Source organism: Nonomuraea sp. NPDC049480, assembly GCF_044465905.1.
In the GTDB taxonomy this organism is placed as follows: Bacteria; Actinomycetota; Actinomycetes; order Streptosporangiales; family Streptosporangiaceae; genus Nonomuraea.
This window is the reverse complement of sequence record NZ_JBITMD010000016.1, coordinates 1-16,271: the sequence shown is the minus strand read 5'-3', so window position 1 is coordinate 16,271 and position 16,271 is coordinate 1. Positions and strand designations below refer to the sequence as shown.

General features: G+C 65.4%; 13 protein-coding genes and 3 pseudogenes. 6 read left to right on the top strand and 10 right to left on the bottom strand.

From position 1 onward, the window contains the following. Positions 1-284: 284 nt before the first annotated feature. The 3 genes from ACIBX3_RS36885 (at position 285) to ACIBX3_RS36875 (ending at position 4,180) form a co-directional block, all read left to right on the top strand. Entirely contained in the window at positions 285-1,436 is a 1,152-nt protein-coding gene (locus ACIBX3_RS36885) for a hypothetical protein (RefSeq protein ID WP_397125159.1), read from the top strand. Positions 1,437-1,447: 11 nt separating this feature from the next. Then, positions 1,448-2,821, top strand: a complete 1,374-nt coding sequence (locus ACIBX3_RS36880; RefSeq protein ID WP_397125158.1) for a hypothetical protein — start codon at positions 1,448-1,450, stop codon at positions 2,819-2,821. A gap of 252 nt (positions 2,822-3,073) precedes the next feature. Continuing rightward, positions 3,074-4,180 carry a transposase gene (locus ACIBX3_RS36875; RefSeq protein ID WP_397125157.1) on the top strand — a complete coding sequence of 369 codons (1,107 nt, stop codon included), beginning with the start codon at positions 3,074-3,076 and terminating at the stop codon, positions 4,178-4,180. Here ACIBX3_RS36875 and ACIBX3_RS36870 read toward each other — a convergent pair. The 7 genes and pseudogenes from ACIBX3_RS36870 to ACIBX3_RS36840 all read right to left on the bottom strand — a co-directional run bounded on the left by ACIBX3_RS36870 (position 4,135) and on the right by ACIBX3_RS36840 (position 12,024). Continuing rightward, positions 4,135-5,913 (bottom strand): reverse transcriptase domain-containing protein, encoded by a 1,779-nt coding sequence (locus ACIBX3_RS36870; RefSeq protein ID WP_397125156.1) that lies wholly within the window; start codon positions 5,911-5,913, stop codon positions 4,135-4,137. The genes ACIBX3_RS36875 and ACIBX3_RS36870 overlap by 46 nt on opposite strands. Positions 5,914-6,475: 562 nt before the next feature. Next, positions 6,476-7,761, bottom strand: a pseudogene (locus ACIBX3_RS36865) (IS256 family transposase). A gap of 447 nt (positions 7,762-8,208) precedes the next feature. Continuing rightward, positions 8,209-8,502, bottom strand: a complete 294-nt coding sequence (locus ACIBX3_RS36860; RefSeq protein WP_397125155.1) for a hypothetical protein — start codon at positions 8,500-8,502, stop codon at positions 8,209-8,211. Between the two features lie 50 nt (positions 8,503-8,552). After that, the gene (locus tag ACIBX3_RS36855) at positions 8,553-9,326 is read right to left on the bottom strand and encodes a class I SAM-dependent methyltransferase (protein ID WP_397125154.1); all 774 of its coding nucleotides are present in this window, start codon (positions 9,324-9,326) and stop codon (positions 8,553-8,555) included. Between the two features lie 255 nt (positions 9,327-9,581). Continuing rightward, positions 9,582-9,734 (bottom strand): annotated as a pseudogene (locus ACIBX3_RS36850) (class I SAM-dependent methyltransferase); the annotation flags it as partial. A 387-nt stretch (positions 9,735-10,121) separates the two neighbouring features. Further along, a complete protein-coding gene (locus ACIBX3_RS36845; RefSeq protein ID WP_397125153.1) occupies positions 10,122-11,000 on the bottom strand; it encodes a dihydrodipicolinate synthase family protein in 879 nt (292 codons plus the stop codon). After that, complete coding sequence (locus ACIBX3_RS36840; protein WP_397125152.1) at positions 10,990-12,024, bottom strand: aminotransferase class V-fold PLP-dependent enzyme; 1,035 nt, start codon at positions 12,022-12,024, stop codon at positions 10,990-10,992. Before ACIBX3_RS36840 ends, ACIBX3_RS36845 begins: the two co-directional genes overlap by 11 nt. Before the next feature lie 72 nt (positions 12,025-12,096). Here ACIBX3_RS36840 and ACIBX3_RS36835 point away from each other — a divergent pair, with 72 nt between their 5' ends. The 3 genes and pseudogenes from ACIBX3_RS36835 to ACIBX3_RS36825 all read left to right on the top strand — a co-directional run bounded on the left by ACIBX3_RS36835 (position 12,097) and on the right by ACIBX3_RS36825 (position 14,323). Next, positions 12,097-13,068, top strand: coding sequence for a GlxA family transcriptional regulator (locus tag ACIBX3_RS36835; RefSeq protein ID WP_397125151.1), 972 nt, complete (start codon positions 12,097-12,099; stop codon positions 13,066-13,068). 886 nt (positions 13,069-13,954) lie between these two features. Further along, positions 13,955-14,137: pseudogene (locus tag ACIBX3_RS36830) on the top strand (recombinase family protein); the annotation flags it as partial. Positions 14,138-14,161: 24 nt separating this feature from the next. Continuing rightward, positions 14,162-14,323 (top strand): helix-turn-helix domain-containing protein, encoded by a 162-nt coding sequence (locus ACIBX3_RS36825; protein ID WP_397125372.1) that lies wholly within the window; start codon positions 14,162-14,164, stop codon positions 14,321-14,323. Positions 14,324-14,383: 60 nt separating this feature from the next. Here the strand turns inward: ACIBX3_RS36825 and ACIBX3_RS36820 are convergent, their stop codons facing one another. From ACIBX3_RS36820 to ACIBX3_RS36810, 3 genes are all read right to left on the bottom strand, one after another. Further along, a complete protein-coding gene (locus ACIBX3_RS36820) occupies positions 14,384-14,668 on the bottom strand; it encodes a DUF4158 domain-containing protein (RefSeq protein ID WP_397125150.1) in 285 nt (94 codons plus the stop codon). Between the two features lie 144 nt (positions 14,669-14,812). Further along, positions 14,813-15,751: a hypothetical protein gene (locus tag ACIBX3_RS36815; protein WP_397125149.1), complete on the bottom strand. Its 939-nt coding sequence runs from the start codon at positions 15,749-15,751 to the stop codon at positions 14,813-14,815. Between the two features lie 124 nt (positions 15,752-15,875). After that, on the bottom strand, positions 15,876-16,271 hold a 396-nt coding region (locus tag ACIBX3_RS36810), incomplete at its 5' end, for an ATP-binding protein (RefSeq protein ID WP_397125148.1).

The window sequence follows — 16,271 nt, the reverse complement described above, 5'->3', positions numbered from 1 at the left end:
CCGCACTCGCGTACCGTCCGCTCTCGCACACCGCCGGGAGGCGGGGGGAAAGCGATCTTTTCACTGATCCGGCACGGAGGGCGGCGATGAGCGAATTCTCAGTCGAAGATCTTGACCTTGACGCGCTGGAAGCGGAGATGGCGGAGAACCTCCGGAAGAAAAAGCGGGCCAATCGCACTGAGCAAGTCAAAGTCAGTAATCAGAGAACAGAAAAGCCGCCCGTCGTACCGAAGACCCAGACGCCGAAGGCGCCGCCGCTGAAGCGTAAGAAGAGCGCGCCGACCGTGATCGTTTCCAACAAGAAAGCGAACAAGGGCACCCAGGAGTTCAAGACGCCCACTCCCCCGCCCGTCAAGAAGGAGCGGCCGGTGGGCGGGCCGGAGCCGATCATCATCAGCGGCAAGGAGGACCAGGCCGGCATCGCGCTCCTGACCCACGATGCCGCGCCCCGGGCCGACCTGCAGAAGGACTACCTCTTTCAGGTGCTGAAGAAGCTCCGCACGGTCTCCATCTTCGACTCGCTGCTCGAGCAGGTCGCCAAGGTCGGGCCCCAGAGCTGGGCCCAGCTCGCGGCCGATCAGCTCAACCTGGCCCCCGATCAGCGCTCGCTTCCCGACGAGGTGCTCGCCAGGCTCGCCAAGGTGCCGGACGAGACGGGCATCGTGGTGATCGACCGCGCCGGATTCCAGGACCTCGAGCACGACGGCGACGAGACCTGGCCCAAGGCCGTCTACAACAGCCTCACGCACACCATCGACCTCGCCCAGCCCGAGACCGGGGACCCGTTGGTGGTGGGCCGTGAGGCCGGCGGCTACTGGCAGTACCTGAAGAACACCCTCTTCGAGCTCTGCAACGCCTACAGGCGTCAGGCTCTGCGGCGGATCGAGATCCAGGCCGCGAAGGGCGTCCTCGACTGCACCACCTACACCCTGTCGAAGGAGCTGGTGGAGGCCGCGAGCGAGGAGCTTTTCGACGACCTCTGGCGCAAGGCGGTCAAGAGCCTGGACTGCCGCGCCGACCTCCTCGACGAGGAGAGCGGAGAAAGGCTGACGCTGTTCGCCGACAACGGGCTGCTGAACGGGCTCTATTCACAGCAGGTCGGCGTCTCCAGGAGGGACCGCATGGGGAACGCGGTCATGACCAAGCATTCGGCGAAGTACATCGACCAGTGGAAAGACGCGTACGCGGGGTTGCACCAGAGCCCCGCCGCCAAGACCCCGGCCGATCAGGTGGAGCAGGCCACTCAGGGGGTCACCAAGATGCCGGTGCCCGAGGGAATGGCGGCGTACTTCTCCAACTATGTCGCGGGCGCGTACAACAGCCCGGACACCTACAACATGCCAGCTCCGCCGCCCCTTCAGCCGAAGAAGGCGCAGACCTCCGCAAGTGGCCGCACGAACAAGCAGCAGCAGAAAAAGAAACCGTTGAAAAAGTAGGGGGGACGGCGATGAGCTCAAGTTCGCTCGAAGACGACATCTTGAAAGGTCTGTCCGAGGAGCAGGAGTCGGAACCGGGGGCCAAGAAGTTCAAGCGCTTGAAGCGCCGGCAGACCGTGCAGAACACCAAGACGGAGCCCAAGGAGAAGAAGGGAAAGGAGAAGAAGGAGGAGGACACCGAAGAAACCGAGGTCATCATCCGGCCGATCAAGCGTAAGAACAGCAATACCACCACCTCACTCACCCCGACCAAGAAGAGCAGGACAAAAGACCCGGCTCCGCAGAAAGCGTCTTCCGTCAAGAAGAAGGCGCCGTCGTCGATGGGTGGGCCTGATCCGATCATCATCGCCTCAGGCGGCGACGAGCCCTCCATCGCGTTGGTGACCCACGACGCGCAGAGCGCGGAACACATGCAGCGGGACTACCTCTTTCAGGCGCTGAAGAAGATCCGCACGATGCCCATGTTCCGCAAACTGCTCAGGCAGGTCGCCGCGGGCAAGCCGGAAAGCTGGGCCGCCGCCGTGGCCGAGCACCGCAAAGGGCTCGCGAAGCAGGATCAGCTCTCCGACGAGTTGCTCCTCGCCATCTCCAAGGTGCCGGACAGCACGTGCATCGTGATCATCGACCGCGTCGGATTCAACGAACTCGAGCACGCCGACGACCCGACCTGGCCCAAGTCCTTCTACAACAGCATCCTCCACACGATCGACCTCGCGCAGAACCTCCCGGAGGACTCCATCGTCGCGAAGTACACCGGCGGCGGTTACTGGCAGTACTTCAAACACCTCCTCTTCGAGCTCTGCAACGCCAGCCAGCACGCGTGCCTGCGCGCGATCGAGATGCAGGCCGCGAAGGGTCTCCTCGACTGCGCCACCTTCACCCTCGCCAAGGAGCTGGTGGAGGTCGAGAGCGAGGACATGCACGACGTGGCCTGGCCGCTCGCGCTGAAGAAGTCGGAGTCCCGCAGCGAGGTGCTCGATGAGAACGACGGAACGACGCTGCTGCTGTTCTACGAGCCGACCCTCGCGGACCTGATCTACAAGAACAGCGTCGGCCCGACCAAGCGAGAGCGCATGGTGAACGCGGTCAAGACCAAGCACACGGCCGGGTACATCGGGCAGTGGAAGGGCCAGTACGCGGCCAAGTTCACCGGCCAGACCGAGACCCCCTCGGCCCTGGCCGCGACCATCGCCGGGCTCCGGGTGCCGGTGGGCATGGGCGCCTACTTCACCGACTACGTCCAGCGCGCGTACAACGATCCGTACAAGATCGTCATGCCGGACCCGCCGCCCGTGAAGGTGACCAAGGAGCCGAAGAAGCCACCGGCGAGCGGCCGCAAGAACAGCCCTCCGAAGAAGAAGTCGCCGCCGACGACGAAGAAGTGAGCCGACCGGCCGATGCGGGGGCGTAGATGGCGAAAAACCCGTCAGAGGACGCCATCTATGCCTTCACCTGGGCTTACTCTAAGACTTCACTCAGGTTGACCACATAGCGTTGACCAGATGTCCATCAATCTTGTTGGGCTCAAGAACTCGAATCAGTTCTAGCGCAGAGGCCTTCGTCCGGTGAGCGGAAGGGCTCAGGGGCGCCGAATGGCTGGTCCGGATCGCCTGGGATCATGTTTCGTGATCTTGTCTATGGTGTACGCCGTCACCCGGCGTCTGTTGTCTTTGCCCGCGCTGCTGCTACGGAGGAGCGTCTCCAAGGAGGCGGAACTGCTGGTGCTTCGGCATCAGAACGCGGTCCTGCGCCGTCAGGTCCCGCGGGTGCGTTACGAGCCAGCCGATCGCCTGTGGTTGGCTGCGCTCTCGCACCTGATACCCCGCTCCCGAGGGGCGGAAATCTTCCCGATCAGACCGGCCACGTTGCTGGCCTGGCACCGCAAGCTCGTGGCGAAGAAGTGGGACTACAGCAATCGTCGCCGTCCCGGACGGCCACCCACCGCGGCTGTGGTCAAAGCCCTCATCCTGCGCATCGCCGCGGACAATCCCCGCTGGGGCCACCGGCGCATCCACGGTGAACTGACCCGCCTCGGCCACAAGATCTCGGCTTCTACCGTGTGGAACATCCTGAACCGGGCCGGAGTCGACCCCGCTCCGCGCCGCAGCGGGCCGACATGGAAGCAGTTCCTGACCGCCCAGGCCGAGCACATCGTCGCCGTCGACTTCCTGCACGTGGACACCGTCAACCTCACACGCTTGTATGCCCTGATCATGCTCGAACATGGCAGCCGTCGTGCCCACCTGCTCGGCGTCACAGCCAACCCCACTGGCCCGTGGACTGCTCAGGCCGCTCGTAACTTCCTGATGAACGCCGACACCGACATGACGAAGCCGAAGTTCCTGATCCGTGACCGTGGCGGTCAGTTCACCGATGCCTTCGACGCGGTCTTCGCCGACGCCGGGCTGCGGGTCATCGAGAGTCCACCACAGGCCCCGAAAGCGAACGCACATTGCGAAAGGATTATCGGCACCCTACGCCGCGAACTCCTCGACCACATGCTCATCCTCAACGAGCACCATCTACGCCGAACCCTCACCCGCTATCTGGAGCACTACAACACGGCTCGGCCTCACCGCGGCATCGGGCAGAACAGGGTGGGCCGCGCGGCGAGGTGCCTGGTGTTCAGGTCCTTTTCCGGCGCGGCCTCCCTCCGAACCACGCGGGCTAGTTTCCCAGCACGTGGCTCTCCAGCGATCTACGCCGCGTTCGCGGCGGGTTGCCCGTGGTGGATGGCCTCATGACAAAGGCGGCAGACCACAAGGGTCTTGCGCCGCTTCTTGATCATGAGAGCCGCCCAGGCGGGCTGGTCTTGTCCCGGGCCGGGGAGCCGTGCGAGCTTGCGGACTTGGTGGACCATCACCTTGGCCGCGTCGCCGCACAGTTCACACCGCCGCTTGAGGAGCCGGGCGGCCAACTCCTTGCGAGGGCGCCGGATCGGGGCAGGGACGCGATCGTTGAGCTTGGCGTCCTTGTTCCGTGTCAGGGGTATCCCGCCGAACCGTGCGACCAGTGGCTGCTTGCCGGCGCGTTCGACGCGGGCTTCGAAGCAGGTGCGCAGCCCGTAGGGGGTTTGGATCTTGGCCGTGTATCTGGCCGCCATCTTCGTCACCGAGGACTGGTGCTTTGCCGCCAGCGTCTTGAGCATCGATGTCCGTGCGATCCAGCAGAGCCGGTTCAACCGCCAGACGTCGATGGCGAGCAGGTAGTACTGGACGATGCCCCGGTATTCGGCGCCGTAGGCCTTGACGATGTCGTAGTCGTCGAGGTTCTGCATGCCGCTGCGGTGCCACGGTTTGCCGCGTCGCAGGTAGGGGGCGCATTTGGCCTTGATCACATCGCGTGGTACTCGCAGCGCGATGATCCCGTTGACTGACCTGCGGCCCTTGGTCAGACGGGTGTTGTTGCACTGCGTGATGATCTCATAGCCGAGGTAGCGCGCCGCCCGGGTCCGGGCATGTGTGATCAGCGTCTTGTCCGGCGACAGTTCCAGGTTGAGTTCTTCACGCAGGAACGCCGCCAACTGATCTTTGATTTCCTCGGCTTCGGCCTTGGTTCCGATGAGACCCAACAGATGATCATCGGCGTAGCGGGAGTAGCGCAGCCGCCGATAGCCGGGATCGCAGGGGTCCCGGCTGGGCAGATCACGCCGCCTCCTGCGCAGTTCCCGGGCATTTGCCCGGTCGCCACGCCGCTGTGCTTGCCGCAGAGGATGACGTGTCTCCTCATAGGCGGGGTTGGGTCGTCGGCACTCTCCACGGGAGTGCTGCGGGATGAGAACCGTCTCGACAAACTCGTCCAGCTTGTGCAGGTAGATATTGGACAGGACGGGTGAGACCACCCCGCCTTGTGGCGCGCCCGACAGCGTGGCGTTCCAGGTCCAATCCTCCAGGTATCTGGCCGTTAACATGTTGCGTATCAGCCGCAGGAACCGGCCATCGTGGATCTTTTCCGCGAGAATCTTGATCATGATGTTGTGATCAAGAGATCCGAAGCAGTCGGAGATGTCCCCCTCGATGAACCAGACCGTGCCGGTCCAGGTCCGCTCGATCTGCCGCAATGCGGTGTGGCAGCCCCTTCTCGGCCGGTAGCCGTGTGAGTGGTCGGAGAACTGTGGCTCGTAGTATGCCTCCAGTAGCAGGCGTACTACTTCACCGACGAGTTTGTCCGACCAGGTCGGCAGCCCCAGTGGACGCAGCTTCCCATTTCTTTTCGGGATGTAGGTCCGCCGGGCAGGAGTAAACCGATAGCGTTCGTGGCGCATCGCCTCAATGATGGCGTCGAGTTTCTCCTCGGACATGCCGTCCGCGGTTTCCTGGCTGGCCCCGGGTGTCATCGCGCCGTGGTTGGCGTAGATGCGGCCGTATGCCAGCAGATACAACTCCTTGTTGAACAGTTGTCGATACAGCTCGTTACACGGCAGACCTTTCCTGCCGCGATCGTGGAGGACACCCAGCACCGTTTCGGCGTTTTGCATTTCGCATACCTCCTGGTCAGTTGGTGTCCGATCACCTGTGCCCCTTCGCCCTGTGGACGGCCTTCCCGTCCTCCCCGGCAGGTCGTGACCCCTGCGACTACTACGGGCACTGTGTCGCCATAGAGCTCGCGCCCCGTAGGCGATCCCACGTTCGTCCTTGCTATACGTATCGAGCGTGACGTAGGCGCCCCACTCATCTCCTTGAATGCCCTGGCTGGACATCGCTCCATCCCGGGAGGTTGCAGCGAGCAATTGCTCAACTCGCCGCACGAGATGGCGCCGGTTTCAGACGTCTTTCCGACGGGCGTTTGATTGCGCCTTCTGGAGATTGGGGTTCAGGCAATCCAGCTTTCGCCATATCACGCGGGCCTTCCCAGCGCCTCGCCCCATACGTCTGGACGCGACCGCTGGTTTCCTGACATGCTGTTTTCCCTTTCACCCTTTCGGGCTCCGGTAAGTCATTAGGCCCAGAGATACACCTCCAATCTCTCCCTGCTGGACAGGGGATATAGCAAAGCGCCTCGTGGCGCAGGCAATCGTCAATACCTGTGGATCAAGATCTTTAGGCGGCTATCGACTGCTTGTCGGTGACCGGTGATCCATCGGGCCGCTCGATGAGCCTGCCCTTGCGGAACTTCGCGCCGGCGCGGACCAGGGCAACAAGATGAGGCGCGTTGACCGCGCGCCAGCGGGCCTGGGCCGACTCGATCAGCTTGAAGGCCATGGCCAGCCCGGCGGCGCGGGAGCCCGGCCCTTTGGTGACCTTGGTGCGGTGGCGAACGGTGGCGAAGGTCGACTCGATCGGATTGGTCGTGCGCAGATGCACCCAGTGCTCGGCCGGGAAGTCGTAGAAGACCAGCAGTTCCTCCAGGTCATCGGTGACCTTGGCGACGGCCTTGGGATACTTGGCACCGTAGGCGGCCTGGAAGTCCTTCACCGCAGCCTCGGCGTGCTCCTTGTCTTCGGCGTTCCAGATCTCGGCCAGATGCTTCTTGGCCGCCGGATGAGCCGACTTCGGTAGCGCCCCCAGCACATTAGCGATCTTGTGAAACCAGCACCTTTGCTCCTTGGCCTGCGGAAACACCTCCCGCAACGCCGACCAGAAGCCGAGCGCGCCGTCCCCGACCGCGAGCACCGGGGCGCGCATGCCCCGCCGCTTGGCATCACGCAGCAGGTCGGCCCATGACTCGCTCGACTCGCGGTAGCCGTCGGACAGCGCCACGAGCTCCTTGCGGCCGTCCGCGCGCACGCCGATCATCACCAGCAGGCACAGCTTGTGCTCCTCCAGCCGGATGTTGACGTGGATGCCGTCCACCCACAGGTAGACGTAGTCCACCCCAGACAGATCGCGGCCGGCGAAGGCGCGCTGCTCGCCCTTCCACTGCTCGGTGAGACGCGTGATGACCGACGCCGACAGGCCCGAACTCGAGCCGAGGAACTGCCCCAGCGCCGGGACGAAGTCGCCGCTGGACAGGCCATGCAGATACAGCAGCGGCAGCACCTCGCCGATCGACGGGCTCTTGCGCGCCCAGGCCGGCAGGATCGCCGAGGAGAACCGCTTGCGCTCGCCCGTGCTCTCGTCGATGCGCTTGTCGTTGACCCGCGGGGCCTGACCTCGATCGCACCGGCCGCGGTGAGAATCTCGCGCGGGGCGTGGTAGCCATTGCGCACGACCAGGCGGCGGCCGTTCTCGTCGCGTTCGTCGGCGAAGGCGGCGATGTAGGCCTCGACCTCGGCTTGGAGCGCGGCGGCGAGCATCTTACGGGCGCCATCGCGGACGATCTGATCAATCAGCGACGAAGAGCAGACGGATGCGGAGTTGCTGTCGTCAGCCGGCGGCTCGGGCACTACGGTAAGCGGCACGGGTGTGCCTTCCCGACCGACGTTGGCGCGTCGGCCTTATCTCGAAACCATCATCGGATGATCCGGGAAGGTACACCCCTTCCCTGCAGATCCACAGGTTTCGATCATTGCTCCCGGCCTCATCGCTCAGCACAGTCCAGTGCTCGATGAGTTCATCCATGCCAAGAGGCGGACGTTCCATGCCCATAGATCCGCGCTGGGCCCTTCGGCATTACAGAAGGTCAGGCTAGGGATCTTCGAGGTTTGGCGGCCTATGACACGTTGGTTAACGGCACCCCTATACGGAACACCCTGACCTGGGGCGCTGTCTCGGCTGGCGGGTGTTCCGGTGGGGGATCCCCTTACGGAACACCGCGTGTGACTTAGCGCTTCAGTTGGCGGGAATCGCACGCTGAAGCGCTAACCATGGCAATTGATCATTGCTGTGTGCACCTAATTGGCTTCGAGAACGAAAAACAGGAAGCTCAGGAACCTCGTGCCGGGGATCCTGCTGAGCTCCTCGCGGAACAGTTCGCGGGCTTCCGGCACGAACGGCGGTTCGCTGATGACGCTGACGCGAAAGCCCGCGGCGGTGAAGGCTTCGGTCATCGCGTGCAGCGGCCGGTCCCAGAACCTCATCTGGACGGCCTGCCCGCCCTGAGCCCATTCTTCGGTCCGGCTGCGGGTCTCGAAGTACTTACAAGGCGTTGCGTTGACCGCTTGACCCGCACCGATGAGAGGGCGCAAGCGTCCTGCGAGCAACAGCGCGGTCCGACCGGGGACTGAGAGCCCGGTGTCTATACCTTGCTCGCGACCACCATATAGTTCTCGGCCTCAAGATCGAACGTGCTCACTTCCGTCCGGAGTCCGACCCGGTGCAGCTCGACTTCGAGTTCCTCGTACCGGTAGGGCCAGCAGGACAGCAGTTCCGAGCGGACAAGAACCAGCCCAGTCGCATCAACTTGCGCGATCGCAATCTCGATGTGGTGCTCCTCCTCCCAACGCGGCGCAATCTCCCAGCGGTAGACCACGACGGCATCGCGACCGTTCCGGCGGACGAGTCGGTCACTGATGTCCAGCCGGGAACCTCTGGCCCTCACGAGTTCCCAAGTGCGGGATGTGAGCACCAAGCGCCCGCCAGGGCGCAGAAGCCGTGACATCGACTCCAGAGCAGCACCCCTGCCTGTCGCGCCCGCGGCATGGTGAAGCGAGTTGCCAACGCAGAACACCATGTCGAACGTGTCGTCCTCGAAATGGTCGGGCAACTCTTCCCAGTTCGCCCGCATGGCCCGGACGGATGCCCCGAACTCCTCAGACAACTCTGCAGTCCGACGAACCATCGCTTCGCTGGCGTCAGTTGCAACAACCTGCATGCCACGACCGGCGAGGCCAACCGCCAACTGTCCGGTTCCGCACGAACAGTCGAGGACGTGAGCGTTCGACGGCAGGAGACTGAGGACGTCATCGAACGACGCAGCGAACTCGGCTGGAGGCAACTTTGCATCCGAGATGAGCCATTCATACACCTCGGCAAGCACGTCATAATCCGTCACAACCACTACCTCCGTCACGCGGCAGACTCACGGCGGGACGTCAGTCCATCATCGGAGCAAGCCGGGCACCAATGGTTTTCGCAAGGACAACCCGTCCGCGCATGCCGCGGATAGCGCGAGCTGATCCGCGTCATTCGCCGTGGTGTCGGCGCTTCGGAACTATCAATACGTCCGAACTTGATACGCAGCGTGTCCAGTACTGATCATCTACGAGAGGCTTGAAAACAGGCACTTAAGCTCTTCCCCGGCCATGTGCTGAAAGAGAGCGATGCCGAACGGATGATCAACCGAGACGAGGAGCCTGCCACCAGGCCTCAGCACGCGTCGCAGCTCGGCCAGCGTCGGTCCCCAGTCCTCCAGATAGTGCAGCACCAGGGACGCAACGACGTCGTCGAAGGCGTCGTCGGAGAAGGGCAGCGGGCCGGCCTGCGGCGGCGAGGGCGAACCCCGCCTTAGGGTTCCTGGTGGTCGGGGGTGGAGCTGTTCGCTCTCCAAGTGATCATGTGGTCGGCGTTGTATGGGCCTGCCGAAACCAGCGAGCGGGCGATTCGCTTGGGCGAACCCTACCAAGTACGGCAGCCGCCATTCGCTAGCTGAGCTGGGATGATGCGCCGCTGGTCAATGCGATCTTGTGATGGCGATTGTGCACAACAAGAGCAGCCGCCCGTGATCATGTCTGTGTGAAGAGTACAAGACTCTGGCAACTCGGCCCGGGACCGTACCGATATTCCGAGCCGTTGCGTACAAAACACTGGCGGGCGGCTGGCACCGCAACCCAAAGTTCTTCCCCAAACACCCGATATGACCTTGGCGCTAACCGAGGTTCATGGCCGCGACCTGCTCCGTTTCGGCCGGCGGCAACGGTTCCAGCGGTGGTCGTACGGTCGCGCTGGCGATCACGCCGAGCTGAGCGAGCGCGGTCTTTACCACACCGACACTGGGCGCGCCTCCCCTTGCCGACCGCAGGTTCTCGAACGCGGTGGCCCGTCGGACGGCGGCCCGTGACGCGGCCAGGTCGCCGGTCCGCAGGGCGTCATAAAGCGCCATCGGAATGGTGTCGTCGACCGCGATGAGGCCGGAGGTGAAGCCGGTGGCGCCGGCCTGCCACGCGTACGCCGCCCATTTCTCAGCCAGACCGCACAACCAGACCACCTGGTCGAGGACGGCGTGAGCGGCCAGCGCGGTCGGATCAGGCACCGAGTGCTTGATTCCCACCACGTTCGGACAGGCGGCGACCAACTCGGCGACCGCAGGCGGACCGACTGCGGGATCACGCAGATACAGCACCACCGGCAGCGGAGAAATGGCGCTCGCGATCGCACGGTGGTAGGCAACCCAACCGGCCACCGACGCGAACGGATTGGTGGGCTGGTGAATCATGACGGCGGCGGCACCGTACGCTGCCGCTGCCTTCGCCTCCTGGATCGCCGCGTCGACCGCGCCACCGACCGAGGCGATAACCGGCTTGCCGACGGTCTCCATGGTCGCGGCGACGACATCGAGACGTTCTTGTGCTGTCAGAGCGAGAAACTCTCCGACGCTGCCGCCAACGGTGATGGTGCCGGCGCGGCCACCATCGACGTGTCGCGCCAGCCGGCGTACCGAGTCGAGATCGATCGACCCGTCGGTGGCCATCGGCGTCACGACGACGGCGCACACCGAAGCGAGTTGACTGGCGAAATCAGCGGACACGAAGGGCCTCCAGTACACGGTCGAGGTCGGAGACGGTGGTGTAGGGCCCGATGGCCAGCCGCGCGCCGGACGGTGTACGGGACACCGCCAGGCCGGCCGCCTGCAGCAGGTCCGCCGCATCGGGCCGGGGGACGCAGACGATCGGCGTACTGCCCGGCGGCAGGTCGAGCCACCGCCGTAACCGGCCGGCGAGATCCAGCACGTGGTCGGCGATCCGGTCGGCCCCGAGATCCAGCACCGTGTCCAGGGCGGCCGCGGTGGCGCCCCAGGAGTTCCATACCGGGCTCACGTCCAGCCGGCGAGCGGCCGGATCGAGATCGAGTGGACCGCCGAAGAAATGGCTGGCGGACGGGCTGGACCACCAGCCCGCGCCGCTGGGTCGCAGCCGGTCCAGCAGGTCTGGCCGTACGGTCAGAAACGCCGTACCGCGCGGTGAATAGAGCCATTTGAAGGCTGGGCACACCACGAAGTCGAAGCCGGCGTAGTCAGCGTCCAGCCAGCCGCACGCCTGCGCCGCGTCGACGATGGTCAACGCGCCGCGGCCGGCTGCGGCCGTACGGATCGCGGCGTGGTCGGCGAGCGCGCCGTCGGCGGAGTGCACAAGGCTGAAAACGACCGCGTCACCGCGCTCGGTGATGGTCTCGGCGAGCAGGTCCCGGCGGACCAGGTCGACCTTCACGCCGCGGTCGGCCTGGCTGAGAAAGGGAAACAGCAGCGAGCTGAACTCGTCCTCACTGGCGATCACAGTGCTACGTTCAGGCAGAGCGGCGGCCACGATACTGGCCAGTTGCGACACCGACGTGCCGGTGGCCACGTCCGCCGGGTCCACGCCCACCAGCGCGGCGAACGAGGTTCGCGCTTGCTCGGTGGCGCCCAACCAGTTGCCAAGCGGCGCGGCACCATAGGTCCACTGCTCGATCCAGCCGGTCGCGGCGGTAACCGCCGCACGTGGCGGCAGGCCGTAGGACGCGGTGTTGAAATAGCCGGCACCGCGGCCGTCCCAGTGGTCGGCGAGTTCAGTCATGGCATGCATCGTCGGTGGAAGGCATGCTTGCCGGTAAGTGGCAGTTATGACCTCTGTCGTATGATTTGGGACATGATCACCGTTGCCGTGCTCGCGTACGACGATGCGCCGACCTTCGAGTTGTCCATCCCGCAGGCTGTCTTCGGCGCGGCGGAGCTGGCCGACCGGTGCGAGGTCGTGCTGGTGTCCGGTGAGCCGGGTGAGCTGCGGACCGAGCACGGCTGGCGTCTGCCGGCCCGGTCGCTGCCGGAGCTGACGCCGGCCGATCTCTTGGTGGTCGCTGGTTGGCGGGACCCGGCCGAGGACGTGCCGGCGAGCATGGTCGAAGCCGTACGCGCTGCCGCGCACGCCGGCGCTACCGTCGTGGCGCTGTGCACCGGCGCCTTCGTGGTCGCCGCGGCCGGCCTGCTGGACGGCGAACCGGCCACCACGCACTGGCGGCACGCTCCGGCGTTCGCGCGCCGCTTTCCCCACGTACACCTCGATCCCGCGGTGCTTTACGTGGACCGCGACGCGATCGCCACCTCGGCGGGGACGGCGGCCGGCATCGACCTCTGCCTGCACCTGGTCCGTGCGCGGTTCGGTGCGACCGTCGCCAACGCGATCGCGAGACACCTGGTCGTACCAGCGCATCGCGAAGGCGGCCAGGCACAGTACCTACCGCAGGCGGTCCAGTCGGTGGAAGGCGACGACCCGATCCGCGCGTCGATGGAGTGGATGACCGGTCGGCTTGACCAGCAGATCACCATCGCTGACCAGGCCGCGCGATGCCACCTGAGCGCCCGCCAGTACGTCCGGAGGTTCGCCGACGTCGCCGGCACCAGCCCATACCAGTGGCTGCTCCATCAGCGGATCGCGCGCGCGTGCGAGCTGCTGGAGAACACCGACGACAGCATCGACCAGATCGCCACCGCCTGCGGTTTCACCGATCCGACCGGGCTGCGCGCACAGTTCCGCCGCCGCGTCGGCGCGACTCCCACGGCATACCGTGCCACCTTCCGGACCCGAGGCAACAACCTGCCAGCCAATGCGGTCTCGAGCTGACAGCCGCTCGGCCGGTGACGGCTCCAAGGGTGAGCGCATCTACGCCTGGGTGTCACTTTCCGAGTCGTCTGCACGGATGTCCTGGGCTTTCGGGGATCTGTGCAGAGGACTGTGAGGCACCGGCTTGTCCCAACACCGGTAAGTTAACGAACTTTTGTCGTCTTGACGCAGGGCGGGGTCTCCTGCGCGACTGGTCTCGACGAAGAGGACCACAAGCGCGGGAGGCCCCGTTGTCTGGTCATGCTGCCACCGATGCGCCGTCTGACGCGAGTGTCCGGGCCCGCGGATCACCGACTCATCCGCTGGATCAGCTCGGGCTCGGAGCCATCATGGAGTTCGTGCCACCGGACCTGGTGGATCAGGTGATTGACGCCTGCGGATCCCGGGAGGTGCGTAAGCGCGCCCTGCCCCAGGACGCATCTTCCGCCGTTGTGGACGAGGATGGAGTGTAGACCCCGCAGGGATCCATATAGTGATCTTGGGCGCAGCGATCGTCGCGCCGGTCCCCAGCCGAGTCGAAGCCTTCCTCGCACGCGCGTTATGAGTGATTGGCGGCCAAAAGTAACGTTGGTTACTGTTGGGTCGGCTTGTCGTAGACACCGATCGTCCACTCCTTGGGACGCTGGTTCACTACCTTGGCAAGGCGTTCCGGCGTCGTGACGATCGTATCCATGTCATAGGTGCCGCTGCCGTCCTCGATTTTCTGGCCGAGTGGGGCGTCAGAAGGGAAGATCCAGATCTCCAGGTGCTGAGGTTTGCCGAGCCATCCCGGGCCGGCGGACTGCCAGTCGTACTGGGCGTCGAGACGGTCTCCACGACGATCCCCGCATGCCCAGGGCGGGCGACACGCTGAAGTTCTGGAAGTCCGACCGGTTGGGGCCGCCCAGCGGGGCACGTGCTGACCACGGTCAACGAGCTGCGCGACCGCGACATCACGGTGGTGTCACTGACGGAGAACTTTGATCTGGGTACCAAGGAGGGCCGTTTCATATTCGCGGTCCTGGCCGCAGCCGCGGAATACGAGCTGGAGCTGCGCGCCGAGCGCCAAGCCGAGGGAATCGCCGCCGCCAAGCGACGCGAAGCCACCGGTGCCATGCTCCCCGGCAAGAAGAAGACCGGCCGGCCGCGCGTCATCGGCCCCGCCGAGCTGGCCACACTACGCCGCCTGGTCGACGACGGTATCTCGGTCACCGAGGCTGCCCGCACCCTCAAAATCGGCCGCTCCACCGCCTACACGGCGATCGCGGCCCGCTGACCACCAACTATCCCACCCGTATCTCACTTCTGCCCTGGGTCCGCCCCAGCAAGATCGTTCTCATCGATAACGGCTGTCCGCCGGTTCCTCAGCCCCGGTCACCCCGAGCCGCTCGGCCACCCGCGCCACCGCCGCGCTCACATCGTCGGGCACGAACCCCAACCAGGGCAGACTGCACAGCTGGACCAGCATGCCCAGCCGATCAACAGGCCCCCGCCCACCGGGACTCACGAACGCCACGTCCGCCGCCGTCGGCGTGAAATACCTGATCAACTCATCGCTGGTGATCTCCAGGAACGAGCGCAGCTGCTCCAACTGCTCCTCGGAGAACATCTTCTCGGACAACGCACCACCTCTACCTGCCGTACCGGACGAAACCGGAACGAACGTAGCGGCAGTGATCACCACCTGCCACAGACGGTCAAGCGTCTCCGTTTATGCAGGTCAGAGGCTACTTCGTTGGAAATTTCTTCATTGCTACTGGGACCCCTACAGGTCGACGATGATGGCCGGTCGGATGTGGCTGAGGTCCAGCCCGTCGATCTGGCCGTGCAGGACCAGGTGGAACTGGGCCTCAGGGACCAGCCGGGTGGGGTCGATCTCGGTCTGCTGGCCGCGGAAGTACCGGTAGCAGGAGATCCTGCCCGCCTTGCGCAGCTCCCCGAGGGCCGATCGCACCGCCTCGGCCGGCAGGTGCGCGCCCCGGACGAAGGCGGCGATGGTGACGATCAGCGGCCCGGTCGGCACCTTGGCGGCGTCGGTCCAGATCTCGCGCGCCAGGTAGTCGGTGACGTCGGCGGGCGGCTCGGCGGGGGCGGTGACCTCCAGGTCGTCGAGCATGGCGCAGGCCTCGGCCAGGGCGTCGCGCAGGCGGCTGCGCACCCCGAACACCTGGGGCCGGTCAGCGCCGGCGGCGCGGGCGGCGGCGATCTTATGGGCGAGCCCCTCGATCCGCGTGGCCCAGGCGTGCCAGTCCAGCACCTCGCCGCGGCCCGGGTAGCGCTCGTCGTCGCGGACGCGCTGTTCCACCTCGTAGTCGATCTGCCGGGCGAAATCGACGCGATCCCGCTCGTCTTGGCGCAGCCGGCGCAGCTCGCCCAGGTAGGGGTCGCCGTAGTAGGCGGCATCATCGCTCACCCACCCCTCATCGTCGCCGGAGTCGTCGTGGCCGCCAGCGGGGTCAGGCCGGTCGCGTTCGGCGGCCAGGGCGTCTTCGAGCGCGGCCTCAAAGGCGCCGTCCATCTGCTGCAGCAGGTCCCACAACCGCAGGTAGGCGCGCACCCACAGCACTTCGTCGGCGTCCAGCACGGCATCGGCCGCCCGGTGCAGCCGTTCGTAGGCGCGCCTGGTCTGCTCGGCCTCGGCGGCCGTCTGTTCGACGGTGCTGGCCAGTTGGACGCGCGTGCGGGCGGCCTCGGCGGGCACCACCGCGGCGATGCGGGTGCGGTGCTTGGTCAGGTAGGTGATCTCGTCGAGGTAGCGGGTGTCAACGACGGCCGAATTTTGACCCCCTGACGACGTCTGAATCGTGACCCCCTCATGTTGTCGTTGATTACTGCTCGTGCTCGGATCGGGCCGATGGAACCCGGCCCAGGTCGCGGTTCTTCAGCCGGTAGCTGTCTCCCTTCAGCGAGATCACCTCGGCGTGGTGGACGAGGCGGTCGATCATCGCGGCGGCGACCACGTCGTCGCCGAACACCTCACCCCAGCGGCCGAATGGCTTGTTGCTGGTGACGATCAGCGAGGCCCGCTCGTAACGGCTGGAGACCAGCTGGAAGAACAGGTTGGCGGCCTCGGCCTCGAACGGGATGTAGCCCACCTCGTCCACGACCAGGACCGGGATGCGGGCCAGCTTGACCAGCTCATCCTGCAGCTTGCCGGCGGCGTGCGCGTCGGCCAGGCGGGCCACCCACTCGGCCGCGGTGGCGAAGGCGACCCGATGCCCGGC